The 16,820-nt window shown below is 68.5% G+C and carries 11 protein-coding genes; 4 read left to right on the top strand and 7 right to left on the bottom strand.

All coding sequences use genetic code 11. From position 1 onward, the window contains the following. Positions 1–120 precede the first annotated feature (120 nt). From AB0I18_RS01845 to AB0I18_RS01825, 5 genes are all read right to left on the bottom strand, one after another. Positions 121–1,053 carry a LysR family transcriptional regulator gene (locus AB0I18_RS01845; protein ID WP_363103351.1) on the bottom strand — a complete coding sequence of 311 codons (933 nt, stop codon included), beginning with the start codon at positions 1,051–1,053 and terminating at the stop codon, positions 121–123. 204 nt (positions 1,054–1,257) lie between these two features. Next, positions 1,258–2,925, bottom strand: a complete 1,668-nt coding sequence (locus AB0I18_RS01840; RefSeq protein WP_363103350.1) for a glycoside hydrolase family 13 protein — start codon at positions 2,923–2,925, stop codon at positions 1,258–1,260. Between the two features lie 62 nt (positions 2,926–2,987). Beyond that, positions 2,988–3,860, bottom strand: a complete 873-nt coding sequence (locus AB0I18_RS01835) for a carbohydrate ABC transporter permease (protein WP_363103349.1) — start codon at positions 3,858–3,860, stop codon at positions 2,988–2,990. Then, a complete protein-coding gene (locus AB0I18_RS01830) occupies positions 3,857–4,984 on the bottom strand; it encodes a sugar ABC transporter permease (RefSeq protein WP_363103348.1) in 1,128 nt (375 codons plus the stop codon). Before AB0I18_RS01830 ends, AB0I18_RS01835 begins: the two co-directional genes overlap by 4 nt. Positions 4,985–5,019: 35 nt before the next feature. Next, complete coding sequence (locus AB0I18_RS01825) at positions 5,020–6,336, bottom strand: ABC transporter substrate-binding protein (protein ID WP_363103347.1); 1,317 nt, start codon at positions 6,334–6,336, stop codon at positions 5,020–5,022. Positions 6,337–6,690: 354 nt separating this feature from the next. Here AB0I18_RS01825 and AB0I18_RS01820 point away from each other — a divergent pair, with 354 nt between their 5' ends. The 3 genes from AB0I18_RS01820 (at position 6,691) to AB0I18_RS01810 (ending at position 9,240) form a co-directional block, all read left to right on the top strand. Next, positions 6,691–7,740 (top strand): LacI family DNA-binding transcriptional regulator, encoded by a 1,050-nt coding sequence (locus tag AB0I18_RS01820; RefSeq protein WP_363103346.1) that lies wholly within the window; start codon positions 6,691–6,693, stop codon positions 7,738–7,740. A 184-nt stretch (positions 7,741–7,924) separates the two neighbouring features. Beyond that, on the top strand, positions 7,925–8,617 hold the full coding sequence (locus tag AB0I18_RS01815; protein WP_363103345.1) for a DUF4097 family beta strand repeat-containing protein: 693 nt from the start codon (positions 7,925–7,927) through the stop codon (positions 8,615–8,617). 53 nt (positions 8,618–8,670) lie between these two features. Further along, complete coding sequence (locus AB0I18_RS01810) at positions 8,671–9,240, top strand: GtrA family protein (protein ID WP_363103344.1); 570 nt, start codon at positions 8,671–8,673, stop codon at positions 9,238–9,240. A 28-nt stretch (positions 9,241–9,268) separates the two neighbouring features. On the opposite strand, the gene AB0I18_RS01805 is transcribed toward AB0I18_RS01810, so the two are convergent. Both AB0I18_RS01805 and AB0I18_RS01800 read right to left on the bottom strand, forming a co-directional pair. Continuing rightward, entirely contained in the window at positions 9,269–9,958 is a 690-nt protein-coding gene (locus AB0I18_RS01805) for a hypothetical protein (protein ID WP_363103343.1), read from the bottom strand. Between the two features lie 15 nt (positions 9,959–9,973). Beyond that, positions 9,974–10,231 carry a hypothetical protein gene (locus tag AB0I18_RS01800; protein ID WP_363103342.1) on the bottom strand — a complete coding sequence of 86 codons (258 nt, stop codon included), beginning with the start codon at positions 10,229–10,231 and terminating at the stop codon, positions 9,974–9,976. 202 nt (positions 10,232–10,433) lie between these two features. Here AB0I18_RS01800 and AB0I18_RS01795 point away from each other — a divergent pair, with 202 nt between their 5' ends. Further along, on the top strand, positions 10,434–16,760 hold the full coding sequence (locus tag AB0I18_RS01795) for a protein kinase (RefSeq protein ID WP_363103341.1): 6,327 nt from the start codon (positions 10,434–10,436) through the stop codon (positions 16,758–16,760). Positions 16,761–16,820: the final 60 nt, after the last annotated feature.

The following is a 16,820-nucleotide window of genomic DNA, read 5'->3' as shown; positions in this document are numbered from 1 at the left end:
GTGTGGATCAGCGGGGGCTCCTCCCACCCGGCCCCGCCGGCCCCGCCGGTCCCGCGGACACCGGCCGACGTCACCTCTCCCCCTTCTCCAGCTCCCCCTAGGCCCGCTCGCCTCATGGCCTCATGGCCTCGTCGCCCAGGACGGGAGCCAGACCGGTTCAGGGAGGCTTGGCAGGTTTGCGAGGTGCGTGATGATCCCGCGGAGTCCTGGATGGGGATTCGTTCTGGGGAGGATGAGAGAGAGCGGGTATGCGAGGGTCGGGTTCACGACAGGGATGCGGCGCAGGTCGTGGTTGGTCGGCCAGACGTACCGGTCGCGCGACCCGACGAGGGTGGCCACGTCCGCGGAGTCCGCGAGGGTGTCCAGGAGTACCTCGTCTCCGAAGTGCGGGCCTGCCGCGTCGAGGCGCAGATCGAATTCGGTGGCGAGCTGATCGTAGAACTCCGCCCATTCGCTTCGGGGCGCGATACCCGGCACCCAGATCCGGTGCTTACGCAGCTGCGGTGGGGTCAGCCTGCGCGCGGAGGCGAGCGGATGCCTCGGCCCGACGAGCAGTTCCAGCGGAGAGTCGAACGCGTGGATCATCCGCACGTCGGGCGGCAGTGTGTCCGGATCGGTGACGGTACGGAACGAGGCGTCGATATCGCCTGCTTCGACGGCGGCGACCGCCACGCGTGGGTCGTTGACCCGGAGGGTCACCACGTCGAGGTTGGTTTCGGGACGTGACCGCCAATAGTCGTGCAGCACGACGGCCTGCGCGCTTCGCAGGCCGAGAACGTCGATCCGAAGGGCCCGGGAGCCCGGCCTGACCGCGGTGACGGCGCGCTCGACACTCGCGACGATGCTCCGCGCGTGAGGGAGAAACGCCTGCCCGTCGAGCGTCAGCTCAACCCCGCGGGCGGTACGCGTGAACAGACGGACTTCCAGCTTGCGCTCCAGGGCGGCGATCCGCTTGGAGACTGCCTGCTGCGTCACCCCCAGCTCATCGGCCGCGTGCTGCAACTGTCCGAGCTCGGCCGCCCGGACGAATGATCTCAATGCCTCGGTGTCCACTGGGTCACCTTAGGTGTGCACAACTGATCGTTGTGGTTCGCCGAGGGTCGGTTGTCCGATCACGCTCCAGCCTGGCTGGTGTGCTTCAGGCATCCGGCCCGGGCCTCCGCCCTAGGCCCACCGTCGGTTGTCCGAGGAACCATGCGCGCGTGAGATCGGGGCCCGGATTCGGTGCTGTCCGTCGTCCATGCGGGCCAGGGCCCGCTACACCTTGAGCCAGACCGCGTGGTCCGGTTCCAGCAGCCCGTCCGCGACCGGTCCGCCGGCCAGCAGGATCGAAGTGTGTTCGGGCAGCCGGTACGCCTCGGTCGAGAGGTTGACGACGCAGACGAAGCCGGGTTCGCGCTGGAAGGCGAGGACTCCGGCGGGGGCGTCGAGCCAGGTCATGGTGCCGTCGCCGAGGGCGGGGTGGTCGCGGCGCAGGCGCAGGGCGGTGCGGTACAGCTCCAGCATCGAGGTCGCGTCGCCGGTCTGTGCCTCCACGCTGCGCTCGCGCCAGTTCGCAGGCTGGGGCAGCCAGGGTGCGGCGGAGGAGTTGTCGGGGCTGAAGCCGAAGGGGGCGGTCTGTCCGGACCAGGGCATCGGGACGCGGCAGCCGTCGCGGCCTCGGTCCGTGTGCTCGGAGCGTTCCCAGATGGGGTCCTGGAGGACGTCCACGGGCAGGTCCTCGACTTCGGGCAGGCCGAGTTCGTCGCCCTGGTAGATGTAGGCGCCGCCGGGGAGGGCGAGCATCAGCAGAGCTGCGGCGCGGGCGCGGCGGATGCCGAGGTCCAGGTCGACGGGGCCCTGGGGCTGGTAGCGCTCGTTGGGCGCCCAGCGGGCGACGGTCCGGCGGGCGTAGCGGCTGGTGTGGCGCATGACGTCGTGGTTGGACAGGACCCAGGTGGCCGGTGCGCCCACTCCCCTGAGCATGGCGAGGGAGTCGTCGATGACCGCGCGGAGGTCCTTGGCGTCCCAACTGGCCATGAGGAAGTCGAAGTTGAACGCGGTGTGCAGGCCGCCGGGCCGGACGTAGGCGGCGAGGCGTTCGGGGGTGTCGGACCAGGTGTCGGACCAGGCTTCGGCGACGAAGGCCCGCTCGCCGTCGAACTCGTCGGCGACCTTGCGCCAGGTGCGGTAGATGTCGTGGACCTCGTCGCGGTCCCAGTGCGGGTGTACGACGTACTCCCCCTCCCCAGGCTTCTCGCCCACCGACTCGGGTCGCAGGTCGGGCAGTTCGGGGTCCTTGACGAGCCCGTGGGCCACGTCGATACGGAAGCCGTCGACGCCCCGGCTGAACCAGAACCGCAGGATGGACTCGAACTCGGCGTGCACGTCGGGGTGTTGCCAGTTGAGGTCGGGCTGTTCGGGGGCGTACAGGTGGAGGTACCACTCGCCGTCGGGCAGCCGGGTCCAGGCCGGACCGCCGAAGCACGAGACCCAGTTGTTGGGCGGCTCGGCGCCGTCGGGGCCGCGGCCGGGCCGGAAGACGTACCGCTCACGTTCCGGGCTGCCGGGGCCGGCGGCCAGGGCTTCCTGGAACCAGGCGTACTGGTCGGAGGTGTGGTTCGGGACGATGTCGGGGATGACGCGGATCCCGTACGCGTGGGCTTCGGCGATGAACTGCTCGGCGTCGGCGACCGTGCCGAACAGCGGGTCGATGGCGCGGAAGTCGGCCACGTCGTAACCGCCGTCCGCCATCGGGGACTTGTACCAGGGGGTGATCCACAGGGCGTCCACACCGAGCGACTTGAGGTAGGGCAGGCGCGAGCGCAGGCCGGCGATGTCGCCGACACCGTCGCCGTTCCCGTCGGCGAAGCTGCGGATGTAGACCTGGTAGATGACGGCGGAGCGCCACCAGGGCGAGGGCGTGGTGGAGGACGTGGAGGACATGGTGCTGACGGGTCCTTCGATAGTTTCGACAGTGGGGGAATGTGTGGTGCGGCAGCCGGGAGTTACTTGGCCGCGCCCGCGGTGAGTCCGGCGACGATGCGGCGCTGGAAGAGGAGCACCATGATCACCAGGGGGATGGTGACCAGGACGCCCGCCGCCATCTGGCTGCCGAAGGGGACGTCGAACTGACTGGCGCCGGTGAACTTGGAGATGGCGACCGGTGCGGTCTGGATGTCGGGCTTGTTGGTCATCGACAGGGCGATGAGGAACTCGTTCCAGGCGGCGATGAAGGTGATGATCGCGGTGGTGAAGATGCCCGGCGCCGCGAGCGGAATGATGATCTTGCGGAATGCCTGGCCGCGGGTGCAGCCGTCGATCATGGCGGCCTGTTCCAGCTCGTCGGGCATCTGCCGGAAGAACGTGGTCAGGTTCCACACCGCCAGCGGCAGGGCGAAGGACATGCTCGGCACGATCATCGCCTGGTAGGTGTTGATCCAGCCGATGTCGGTGAACAGCTTCAGCAGCGGGACCACGATCGACACCACCGGGAACATCGAGGTGGCGATGATCAGCGTGAGGATCAGCCGCTTGAAACGGAACTCAAGGCGGGCCATGGCGTAGGCGGTGAACGTGGCCAGCAGCAGCGCCAGGACGGTCGTGATGCCGGAGACGATCAGGCTGTTGAGCAGGGCGCGGCCGAAGCCCTGGGAGGGGTCGAACACCGCCCGGTAGTTCTCGAACGACACCGGGGAGGGCAGCAGCGTGGTGTCGAAGATGTCCGAGGTGCGGCGCAGGCTCGAGACCACCATCCAGTAGAAGGGGGCCAGACAGTAAGCCACCACCGCGGCAACTCCCGCGTACACCAGCCAGGTTCGCCACTTTGCCGTACCGGTCGTCGCGTCAGCCGTCGTGGTCGTGTTCGCCGTAGTGGTCATGCCGGCACCTCCGCACCACCGGGCGCCGCGGCACGCCGGAACCCGCCCTTGCCCTTGCCCTTGCTCCCGCCCTTGGACTTGCGCTTGGACTTGCGTGCCGTGCCGCCGCCGTCTCCGACGACGTCCGCGCCCAGCAGCCGGACGAAGCCCAGCGCGATGAGGAAGACGTAGAGGAAGAGGAGTACGGCGTAGGCGGCGGCCGGTCCGAAGCGGACGTTGGACGCCTCGTTCTGCGCGAGCATGGACAGGGTTTCCACCGAGTTCTTCTGGGCGCCGACGAGGAGGTAGGGCAGGTCGAACATCCGCAGCGCGTCCAGGCAGCGGAAGAGGACCGCCACCAGCAGCGCGGGCTTCACCAGCGGCAGGGTGATGTGCCAGAACTGGCGCGCGGGGCTCGCCCCGTCCATGCGGGCCGCCTCGTAGACCTCCTTGCCGATCACCTGCAGGCCGGCCAGGACCAGCAGCCCGATGAACGGGGCGGTCTTCCACACCTCGGCGATGATGACCGCGACCTTGGCGTGGAAGCCCTCGGTGGTCCACAGGACCTGGTGGCCGATGAGCGCGTTGGCGACGCCGTCGCTGTTGAAGATCCACCTCCACAGCAGGCCGGAGATGGCCGTGGGGACCGCCCAGGGGATGAGGATGCCGGCCCGCACCAGTGCGCGGCCCTTGAACGCCTTGTGCATGATCAGCGCCATGGCGACACCGATCACCGTCTCCAGGCCCACGGTGACGACGGTGAAGAAGGTGGTGTTCCAGAAGGCGTTCCAGAACCGGTCGCCGGCCTCGCCGAAGATGTCGGCGTAGTTCCGCAGCCCGACGAACGGCTCGGTGTCGCTGATGAAGCCGGTCGCCGGGTCCAGCCCCTTGACCCCGTACAGCGACTCCCGCAGCGCCATGATCGTCGGGTAGAGCACGACGACGGTCAGTACCAGCAGGGTCGGGGAGACCAGCAGGGCCGCCATCCGGCCGGAACCCGCCGTCGCCCGCTTCTGCCCGCCCCGGCCTCTCACCGGCGCGGCGGGCCGTCCGGCACGGCGGGCCGCCGCGCCGGACGACCGTGCCGCGGCTGTGTCGGACGGCCCTACCGCGGCCGCGTCGGGTGGGGTCTCGGCGTCCACCACGGCCTTCCTCCTCGCTGCGTCACTCACGGCATCGCTCACGGCGTCGCGAGCTTCCGCAGGGCTGCCTGCAGGTCCTTCAGGGCCTGCGCGCTGGACTTGTCACCGTTCAGGGCGGCGTACGCCTCCTGCTGGATCGCGGCGGACGCGTCGCCGTACTGGACCACCCTCGGTCGCGGCACGGCGTTGAGGATCGACTTGTTCAGCACCGGCAGGTACGGGTACTGCTCGGCCAGTGCCTGGTCGGCGTACAGGTCCGCGTACGGCGGGGCGGCCGAGCCCTCCTTGAGGAACGTGGTCGCGCTGTCGTGGTTGGTGAAGAACTTGATGAAGTCCAGCGCCGTGGCCTTGTTCTCGGCGAAGGAGGACAGGGCCACGTTGTGGCCGCCCAGGGTGGAGGAGCCGGCCCCGTCCAGGCCGGGCAGTGGCGCGACCGCGAACTTGCCCTTGACCTTGCTCTTCTCGGCCAGCGAGTACACGTACGGCCAGTTGCGCAGGAAGATCAGCTTGCCGGACTGGAACGCCTGGCGGCCTTCCTCCTCCTGGTAGGTGATGGCCTCCTTGGGGATGGTGCCGTCCTTGAAGGAGTCGACGAGGAAGTCCAGGCCCTTCTTCGCCTCGGGCGTGTCGACGTCCGGCTTGCCGTCGGCGTCGGTGACGACCCCGCCGGCGGAGTTCACGGCCTCGGAGAAGTTGACGGTGAGGCCCTCGTACTTCTGGAACTGACCGGCGTAGCAGTTCATGCCCTTGGCCTCGGGCAGCTTCTGGACCTTGGCGCAGGCGGCCCGCAGCTGCGCCCAGGTGGTCGGCGCGGCGCTGACGCCGGCCTTCTTCAGCAGGTCGGAGCGGTAGTACAGCATGCCGCCGTCGGAGGACTGCGGGACCGCGTACAGGTTGTCGCGGTACTTGGTCGTCTCCACCACGGGCTTGAGCATCTTGTCCAGCGGGAACTGCGCGGCCGGCAGCTGGTCGATCCACCGGTGGGCGGCGAACTCCGAGGTCCACACCGCGTCCAGGGAGAGCACCGTGTAGGAGTCGGACTTCGTCTCGGCGTTCTGAATCATCTGCTGGCGCTGCTGGTTCACGTCCGACGGCAGCTGGACGAAGGTGACCTTCTCCTTCGGGTGCTGCTTGTTCCAGCCGTCGATCACCTTCTGGACGACGCCGGAGCTGTCCTTGGCGGCCGCATACGTGATGGGGCCGCGGCCCGAGAACGACGGGGACTTCTCCGACGAGCCGCTGCCGCCGGAGGAACCGCAGGCGGTGAGGACGAGCCCGGCGGCGACGAGCAGGGCCGAGCCCTGAAGGACTCTGGTGGTTCTGGCGTTCGTTCTGGCATTCGTTCTGGCGTTCACTGTCTCTCCTGGACGTGCGGAGGAACTGAATGGCTCTGATACGAGACTGTGCTGTCATCGCGTTTTGTAGATCAGAAGAGCAGGTCAAAGCCATGAAGGATGGCTTCACAGTGACGGCTTCGACTCCGCTGAGACAACGCTTGCACCGTAGGAGTGCACTCAGCGGAAGTCAATGCGTAACTTCGCAGTAGCACGAATGCGTTAGGAGATCGAATGCCTAGCGAGAGCCTCACCACATGGGGACTTAGCGAACTTTTCGCCCACAAGTACGGCCGGACGCAGCCGAACACAACCCTATGACAGCGCTGTCACGAGAGCTCCCGCGAGAGGGTGAATCTGTGCTAGCTTCCGCTCATGTCACCAGCTCAGCGGCACCCCACGTTGGCCGACGTAGCCGAACGGGCGGGGGTCTCCCCGTCCACCGTCTCGCGCACCCTGCGCGGTCTGACATCGGTCTCACCGCAGGTCCGTGCCCGGGTCGAGAAGGCCGCCGGTGAGCTGAACTTCGCGATCTCGCGGCAGGCGTCGAGCCTGGTCACCGGCAGGACCGGCGTCATGGCGGTGCTGGTGCCCACGCTGGACTCGTGGTTCATGGGAGCGGCGCTGTCCAGCCTGGGTCCGCTGCTGCGCGGCGCGGGCATGGAGATGACCGTCTACGTGGTGCCGGATCTGGCCGAGCGGGCCGAGTTCTTCGAGCGCCTGCCGGCCCGGCGAAACGCGGACGCGCTGCTGGTGTTCTGCTTCGACCTCAGCAAGGAGGAGACCGCCCGCCTCGACGAGCTGAGCATGCCGGTCATCTACATCAGTCAGCACGTCGAGGGCCGCCCCAGCGTCTACGTCGACGACATCGCCGCCGCCTGCAGGGCCACCCGCCACCTGATCAACCTCGGGCACCGCCGGATCGCCTTCGCGCACACCGTCAACGCCCGCGGCTTCAGCTTCAGTTCACGCGACCGGCTCCTCGGCTACCAACAGGCACTGACCGAGGCGGGCATACCTCTGGACGACAACCTGGTCGTCACCACCCCGCCCCGCGACAAACGCGGCACCACGCAGGCGGTCGGCAACCTGTTGAGCCTGCGCGAACCACCCACGGCGATCTTCGCCGAGCAGGACGAGCTGGCCGCCGCCGTCATCTCGACCCTGCGCACGGTCCAGATCGAGGTGCCCGAACGGATCTCCGTCCTCGGCTTCGACGACCAGCTGATGGCCGACTGGCTCGACCTGTCCACCGTGGCCCAGTCCCCCTCCGACATGGGCCGCATCGCCGCCGAACTGGCCCTGGAACTCATCAGCGACGCCGAGGCGGACCGCGGCCGGCACATCGTCCTGCCCACGCACCTGATCCCCCGGGGAACCACAGCCCCGCCGCCCGCCCCGCAGGGCGAACGCGAGACCAAATAGCGTTCACCTTTCACTCATTGCAACGATCAACGCAAAACCCGTTGCGTTACCTTTGAATCCATTGCAACGATTTACCTCGCCCCACCTGCTGCAATGGCAATAATGCGCAACTACTTCGTTGCCTCATCTATAAACGCAACGTAGCGTTTCCGGCATCAGAAACAACGAGCCGGAGGAGCGCACGATGCAGAAGAACGAGGGCACGAAGCAGAAGTTCGACACCCCCGCCCCGATCTCCGCCACCCTCGACATCCCCGCGGGACACATCCGGTTCATCGCCGCCGACCGGGCCGACACCACGGTCGAGGTCCTGCCCGCGGATGTCTCGAACGGCCGCGATGTGAAGGCGTCGGAGCAGACCACGGTCGAGTACGGCGACGGCATCCTACGGATCGAGACCCCGGCGGCGAAGAACCGGATCCTCGGCGCTTCCGGATCCATCGAGGTAACCGTCCAACTGCCCGTCGGCTCCCGCGTCGAGGCGAAGGCGGCCGACGCCGAGTTCCGGGGCGTCGGACGGCTCGGCGACGTCGTCTTCGAGGGCGCGCGGGGCACGGTCAAGCTCGACGAGACCGCGAGCGCCCGCCTCACCCTCCAGGCCGGTGGCGTCTCGGTCGGCCGCCTGGGCGGCACCGCGGAGATCAGCACCCAAAAGGGCGACATCCGGATCACCGAGGCCGTGCGCGGCACGGTCGTGCTGCGCACCGAGGCCGGAGAGATCTCGGTCGGCGCCGCCCGCGGAGTCTCCGCCTCCCTGGACGCCGGCACCACGTACGGCCGGATCGACAACGCGCTCAAGAACACCGCCGGCGCCGCCGCCGACCTGACCATCCACGCGACCACCGCCTACGGCGACATCACCGCCCGCAGCCTGTAAACCCACCCAACCCCGCAACAGCACCCAACCCATCGGAAGGACGGGACGCCGCCATGAAGTCGCTGCTTTCAGAGAAGTCCGAAGCGGCGACTTCGGCCAACCCCGGCACGGTCGCCTCCTTCATACGGTTCGTGGTCTTCGGTGGCGGCATCGGAGTCCTGTGCAGCTTCGCGGTTCCACTGTTGGCCATGACCATGCCCTGGGCGGCCTCGAACGCGATCATCACCATCGCCTCCACCCTGCTGTGCACAGAACTCCACGCCCGCTTCACCTTCGCCAAGGGACGCGGCGCCGGATGGCGCGAGCACTGGCAGTCCGCGAGCTCGGCGACCGCCGCCTACCTGGCGACCAGCGCCGCCATCTACGTCCTGCATGTGGCCCAACCCTCCCCCGGCACACTGACAGAACAGATCGCCTACCTCAGCGCCTCCGCCCTCGCCGGCACAGCCCGCTTCATCATCCTGCGCCTCTACGTCTTCGCCTGCCGCGGCGGCCAGACCACACGACCACTGCTGGGGCTGGGGCTGGGGCAGGGGACGGTGGCCGTGCCCGACCCGACGGAAGTACGACAGCCATCGTGCACGAGTTGGCCCAACGGGTCCCGACCACAACTGGCGGCGTAACGGAGGCGGTGCCGGAACAGCTGTCGCCTCAGCCGAAGAACTTCGCGTCCGTGAAGGCCGCGACCTTGTCGCTGCCGCCTTCGAGCACCCACCACCGTGACGGTCCCGTGCTGCCTCCGCGTTCGCCGTCAGGGGACCAGGTGAACACGACCTCGGCGCGCCCGTCCCGCTCGAAGTCCCGCACAGCTTCCAGGTAGCCCCACAGCATCGAGTGGACGAGCCGCTGATTGTGCAGGACCAGGCAGTTGCGCGCCCGGATTCCGATGTCGCCGGGCGGCAGTCCGCCCAGCTCTTCCTTCGCCGGCTCACGCGCGACCATGTTCGCGCCGCCTCGCACGAGAACGCCGAGTCCCACCTCCGCCTCGGCGTTCAGGAGACGGTTCTCCGGGCGGAGTTGGAAGCGGTCCCCCTCCAGCACGGCCAGCGCCACCGCCACAGCGGCGGCAAAGTCGCCCGCTGCCAATTTCGGCCGGAGCTCCGGACCTGCCGGATTCGACGGATCAGTCCCCTCGGGCGACGGGTCCTCCACTGCTCCGACAGCCAGTTCGTCGGCCTCGTCTGCGGCCTCCCGCACCCGGACCCGGTTCCGCAACGCTGCTTCCCGGGCATTCAACCCGGCCAGCCGGACCAGGCCATCCACGACCCGCGGCGTCACGCATCCCTCGGCATCGGCGTAACGCGACAGCAGCGCCTTTACCGCCTCGACGCGAGGGAACACACTTTCTTCACGAATTCATGCAACCTTTTCCACACCCCCGCCGTCGGGGTCTGTGTGCACGCGCCTCCCCTGCACGGGCAGCCCCAGTCGGGCCAGCTCGCCCCGCAGCCGATCCCGCTCGCTGTCGCCGAGCGCCAGCACGCGTGCGCCCTCCGCGAAGACATGTTCCGGAACCGCCCCGTCCACCGCTGCTTGCCGGAGCCGGATCAGCAACTCGGCCATAGCGGCCTTCATTCCGGGCACACCCGCCCCACCGACGGATTGAGGTCTCATTCACCCACCCCCACCTCATGACACGGAAGACATTAAAGATTACACGTTGACGATGTCAACAGACTGACTACGTGTCGAAAATAAGACTCATCGTGTACTGTGACACTGCTGTCCCCTTCCCCTGCGACGATGGGCGGAGCGGCAGCAGGTCAGGGGGTCGCGTTCTGATGCGGGACCGCGGGCAGAGGACAGAGGAGCGGCAGTGAGCCACGAGCTGGTCGATGGCAGGTTCCGTCTGGGGCAGGTCATCGGCAGGGGCAACATGGGGGAGGTCCACCGGGCTGAGGATCTCCAGGCCGCCGAGGGATCCCCGGAGCGCAAGGTCGCCGTCAAGACCATCCTGCGCCGCCGCACCGGCGTCCAGATCGACACCGGCGGCGACCCCAAGGCCGTGCAGCGCTTCGGCCGCGAGGTGCGCATCATGCGCCGACTGCGCCATCGGAACGTCACCAAACTCATCGCGGGCGGCGTCGCCGCGGACAGCGGTGATCTGCCCTATCTCGCCATGGAGCTGTTGGACGGAGAGACGCTGCGCGACCTGATCGGGGAGGAACCTCAGCTCCCCCTCACCTGGGCCGCAGCGATCGGTGCCCAGATCGCCGACGGGCTTACCGCCGCGCACACCGCGGGCATCGTGCACCGCGACCTGAAGCCCGCCAACGTCATGCTCACCCACGGCGGCACGGTCAAGATCCTCGACTTCGGCATGGGCCGTATCGTCGACGACCCGGACGAAGCCCGGCTGACCAGCACGGGTGTCAGCGTCGGCACCGCCCGCTACATGGCCCCTGAGCAGTTCGAGGCCAAGCAGGTGACGCAGGCCGCAGATCTCTACGCGCTGGGCTGCGTACTGTACGAAATGCTGGTCGGTGTACCGCCGTTCACCAGCGAATCTCCGTACGAACTCGCCCGCAAGCACACCGGCGAGGACCCGACGCCCGTCGCCGGGATCCGTAGCGAGATCCCCGTCGAGTTGGCTCGTCTCGTGCACCGTTTGCTTGCCAAGAACCCGGCGGACCGCCCCGCGGACGCAGTGGCGGTCCGTGAGGCGTTGCTGCCCCTTGTCTCGGCAGACTCGACGGACGGCGATGCCTCACTGCTGCCGCATTGGGGTGCCATGGACCCCACCCTCCCCTTGGTCTCTTCCACGGCCGCCCAGGTGCCCCAACGCCAGGCAGCCGCCCCGAAGCCCGCGTCGGCCACCGCCTCCGGCGCCGGCATGGATGTCTTCGGCGTCCACAAGGAGCTCATCAAGGACTACCGGTCCTTCACCGAGGGCGGCACCGTTATCCGCGACGGCCGTATCGAGGGGTTCGTCGAGGAGGATCTCGACAAGAAGTCGCAGTGGCCGAACCCCTGGTTGTCGCTCAATCCCTTCTTCCAGGACGGCGGCACGGTGGCGGAGCTGGCCGGGCAGAAGGTGATCCACCCCGAGTGCGCCCGCATCTTCCAGGCGAAGAAGACGGAGGGCGGCACAGTCCCTGACGGGCGCCCGCTGACGCTCCATCAGCACCAGCGGGATGCTCTCGACGCCGCCGCGTCCGGTGCGTCGTACGTGCTGACGACCGGCACGGGCTCCGGCAAGTCGCTCGCCTACATCGTCCCCATCGTCAACAAGGTGCTGCACGAGCGGGACGCCGAAGGGCCGAAGGCCCACAAGCGCGTTCGGGCGATCATCGTGTATCCGATGAACGCGCTCGCCAACAGCCAGCTCAAAGAGCTGGAGAAGTATCTGCGCGACGGATACGGAGCCGGGCGCGAGCCGGTCACCTTTGCCCGCTACACGGGCCAGGAGGACGACGAGAAGCGCAAGGAGATCCGCGACAACCCGCCGGACATCCTGCTCACCAACTACGTGATGCTGGAGCTGATGCTGACCCGCCCGGCCGACCGGGCAAGCCTCATCAGCATGGCGCGGGGTCTGGAGTTCCTGGTCTTCGACGAGCTGCACACCTACCGCGGCCGCCAGGGCGCCGACGTCGCCCTGCTGATCCGCCGGGTCCGCGAGGCCTGCCAGGCTCAGCAGCTGCAGTGCATCGGCACGTCCGCCACCATGTCCACCGAGGGCACGGTGGAGGACCAGAAGAACGTCGTCGCCGGCGTGGCGAGCACCCTCTTCGGCACGACGGTCCTGCCCGAGCACGTCATCGGTGAGACCCTTGTCCGCGCGACCCACGAGACGCCCGACACCGTGCCCGCCGAGCGTCTCACCTCACCTGCCGCTCCTCGCGCGTATAACGACCTGGTCCGCGATCCGCTGGCCCGCTGGATCGAGACCCGCTTCGGCCTCGACACGGACAAGACGACGGGGCAGCTCGTACGCCGGAAGCCGGCGCGGATCGAGGACGCGGCGCAGGAACTGCACGAGCTGTCCGGGGTCGATGAAGAGCTGTGCGACAAAGCCATCCGAGACACGCTGAAGGCCGGTTCGCAGGCCCTCCACCCGGTGACCGAACGGCCGCTGTTCGCATTCCGGCTGCATCAGTTCCTCTCCAAGGGCGACACGGTGTACGTCACCTTGGAGGACAAGCTCTCCCGCTATCTCACCCGCTCCTACCAGCTCGAAAAGCCGGACAAGAGCGGCAAGTTGCTGATGCCTCTGGCGTTCTGCCGGGAGTGCGGCCAGGAGTACCTGACGGTGTGGCGGACCGAGAAGGACGGCGAAGTCCGGTACGAGGCACGCCGGGACACCTCCGCGACAGGCGGGCGGCAGGGCGACGGTTATCTGTATGTCGACCACGAGCGGGAGTGGCCGTCGAGCCTCCAGTACGCGGTCGACGACCGCCGACTGCCTGAGTCCTGGCTGGAGTTGGACGAGAAGGGCCAGGAGGTCGTGAAGAAGTCCTATCGCGACCGGGTGCCTCGTGCCGTCACTGTCGACCCGCTCGGCTACGAGGGGCGCGGCGAGCTGAAGGCCGCGTTCATCCCGTCTCCCTTCCTGTTCTGTCTGCACTGCGGGGTGGCGTACGAGCAGACGCGTGGCCGGGACTTCGCGAAGCTGGCGACGCTGGACCAGGAGGGCCGTTCCTCCGCGACCTCGCTGATCTCGGCGTCCGTGGTGCGGCAGCTCAAGTCGGTGCCGGAGGAGGCGCTGCACAAGGAGGCGCGCAAGCTCCTCACGTTCGTCGACAACCGCCAGGACGCCTCCCTCCAGGCGGGCCACTTCAATGACTTCGTGCAGATCACGCAGTTGCGCGGGGCGCTGTACCGGGCGGCCGTGGACTCGGGCGACGACGGCCTGCACCACGAGGAGCTGGCCTCCACGGTGACGAACGCGCTCGCCATCGACCTGGCGGACTGCACCGGCGAGGCCGATCTGCCGCCGTCGCTCGCCCGCAACGCGGCGCGGACGCTCCGCGATGTGATCGCCTTCCAGCTCTATCTCGACCTGGAGCGGGGCTGGCGCATCACGATGCCCAACCTGGAGCAGACGGGCCTGCTGGAGATCGACTACTTGGACCTGGAATGGGTGGCGGGCAGGCAGGACCGGTGGGAGAACACACATCAGGCGTTGCGCGACGCGGATCCGGCACTGCGGGCCGAGATCATGAAGGCGCTGCTCAATGAGATGCGCCGGTCGCTGGCCATCGACGTGTCGTACTTCCGCGACGACGTCTTCGACTCCTTGCAGCGGGCGAGCGAGGAGCGGCTGGTGGACCCGTGGGTGCTGTCGGCCGCCGACAAACCGCGGATCGGCACCGCCTATCCGCATCCCTCCCGCCCGGGCATGGATCGCTCAAGCCTGTTCCTGTCGGCGCGCGGCAAGTTCGGCAAGTACCTTGGGCGCGCGGACTCCTCGTTCAAGGTGGGTCCCGACTTCGACCTGGCCGATCTCCAGCTGGTCATCGAGGAGCTGCTGAAGGTGTTGGCCAAGGCAGGCCTGGTGAAGGAAGTAGAGGTCGCTCCGCAGCGCGCGGGCCGTTACCGCAGGCCCACCGGTCCGACGGCGACGGGCTACCGAGTGGCCGCACAGTCGCTCGTATGGCGCGCGGGCAAGGGCGAGACCGGAACACACGACCCGCTGACCCGCACATACCAGAGCGGTGACGGCCCGCGTGTGAACACGTTCTTCCGCGATCTCTACCGGGAGGCAGCGGGTGCGCTGTCCGGCCTCTTCGCCCGTGAACACACCGCACAGGTCTCCCCCGAGGACCGGCAGGAGCGTGAAGAGGCGTTCCGCAAGGCGGAGTTGAAGCTGCTGTACTGCTCCCCCACGATGGAGCTGGGCGTCGACATCTCGCAGTTGAACGCGGTGATGATGCGCAATGTGCCGCCCACACCCGCAAACTACGCGCAACGTTCGGGCCGCGCGGGCCGCAGTGGCCAGCCGGCGCTGGTCACCACGTACTGCGCGACGGGCAACAGCCACGACCAGTACTACTTCCGCCGCTCGGAGCGCATGGTTGCGGGCGCGGTGGCCCCACCTCGGCTGGATCTGGCCAACGAGGACCTGGTCCTCTCCCACCTCCAGGGCATCTGGATCGCGGAGGCGGGTCTCAAGCTGGGCCGAGCCATGTCCGACGTTCTCGACGTACCGGCGCCGGACAGCGGAGCCCACGTGACACCGGCCCTGGACCTGCTCCCCGACGTCTTGGCTGCCTCCCTCGACGAGAGCGCACAGCGCCGCACCATCGACGCCTCGCTGCGCGTGTTCGGTCCACTGCTGCTCAAAGAATTCGCCGACACGACCTGGTGGCACGACGACTGGATCCAGGACAAGGTCCGATCGGTGCCAGAACGGTTCAACCGTGCGTTCGGACGCTGGCGCAGCCTGTTCCGCGCCGCGCTCAAGGACTACTACACCCAGAGTGAGCGCCGTATCGACTACGGCCTCGCGGACGGGGACCGCCGACGGGCCAACACCCGTCAGCGCGAGGCGTGGACGCAGCTGAACCTGCTGATGAACGAGAGCGTCGACAACAAGTCCGTGCTCTCCGATTTCAACCCGTACCGCTACCTGGCCTCCGAAGGCTTCCTGCCCGGCTACAGTTTCCCGCGCCTGCCGCTCGCCGCATACATCCCGACGATCGGCCGCCGCCGCGGTGACGGGGACTACCTCCAGCGGCCCCGTTTCCTCGCGATCCGCGAGTTCGGTCCGGGTGCGCTGATCTACCACGAGGGCGCCCGCTACCAGGTGACGCGCATCCAGCTGCCGCCGGATTCCTCGGGCGAGCTGACGACCGGCGAGGCCCGCCGCTGCGCGCACTGCGGCTACCATCACCCCCCGGAGACCCGTGAGGACCGCTGCGGCTTCTGCAAGGAGCCGCTGGGATCGGCGACGTACGGCCTGTTGCAGCTGCACACCGTGTACACCACCCGCCGTGAGCGGATCTCCTCCGACGAGGAGGAGCGGCGCCGCGCCGGCTTCCGGCTGGAGACGTCGTACCGCTTCCACACGCGCGATGCCACCGACAAGGGCCGCCTGGAGGCATCGATCCACGACGCCTCCGGTGACCGGCTCGCCGAGGTGGCGTACGGCGACTCGGCGACCGTCCGGATCACCAACACCGGCCGGGTGCGCGCCAAGCACGACGAGCCCGCGGGCTACTGGCTGGACCTGGCGGACGGCCGCTGGATGAACGACAAGGACGCCTCCGAGGCGTCCGGCGACTCCAGTGAGCTGCCGGTGATCGACCCGGACGGCACCGAGCGGCGGCGCAAGAAGCGGGTCATCCCGTACGTGGAGGACCGGCGCAACATCCTCGTCCTCACCCTCGACGAGCCGCTGCCGGAGCCGATCGCACTGTCCCTGATGTACGCGCTGGAGCGGGGCATCGAGGCCGCGTTCGAGCTGGAGGACGCCGAGCTGTCCAGCGAACTGCTGCCGCCGGACGACGGACCGCGTGGCCGCATCCTGTTCACGGAGGCGGCCGAGGGCGGCGCGGGCGTGCTGCGCCGCCTCCAGGCGGAGGACGACGCCTTGGCGAAGGCTGCCGCGCGGGCCCTGGAGATCTGCCACTTCGGGCCGGCAGGCGAGGACGAGGGCGGCGAGAAGCACCGCCCCGGCCGGGCCTGCGCGCTCGGCTGCTACGACTGTCTGCTGACGTACGGCAACCAGCTCAACCACAAGCTCATCAACCGGCACACGGTGGCCGGTCTGCTGGTGCGGCTCGCGTCGGCGACAGCGCGGCGGGCCTCCCGGGGCGAGTCGCGCTCGGAGCAGTACCGGCGACTCCTCGCCGACTCCCCGGCCGAACCGACACCCGTCGAGGCGTCGGCCGCCGAACTCGCCGCGCAGGGCGACTTCCTCGGCTGGGCGAAGGCGCGCGGACTACGGCTGCCGGACGAGCCGGGAGCGTTCCTCACCGAGGCGAACGCGACGCCCGACTACGTCTACCGACTGCCCGGCGTGAACGTCGCCGTCTTCGTGGACTCGCAGGCAAAGGAGCAGGACGCCTTCCGCGACGAGGACGCCGAGGAACGCCTGTTCAACGCCCGCTGGGACGTCGTCCGCTTCCCGGAGGGCGCCGACTGGGACGCCATCGCCACCGCCAACGTCCACTACTTCGGCTCCCCGGCCACCGACTGACCGCCTTCCCAGAGAACCTGCCCCGAGCATCAAAGGCCCAGAGGACCAGAGGATTTGACG

Source organism: Streptomyces sp. NPDC050704 (assembly GCF_040654355.1).
Classification (GTDB): Bacteria; Actinomycetota; Actinomycetes; order Streptomycetales; family Streptomycetaceae; genus Streptomyces.
The sequence above is the reverse complement of the archived record's forward strand: the minus strand, read 5'-3'. Positions and strand labels throughout refer to the sequence as shown.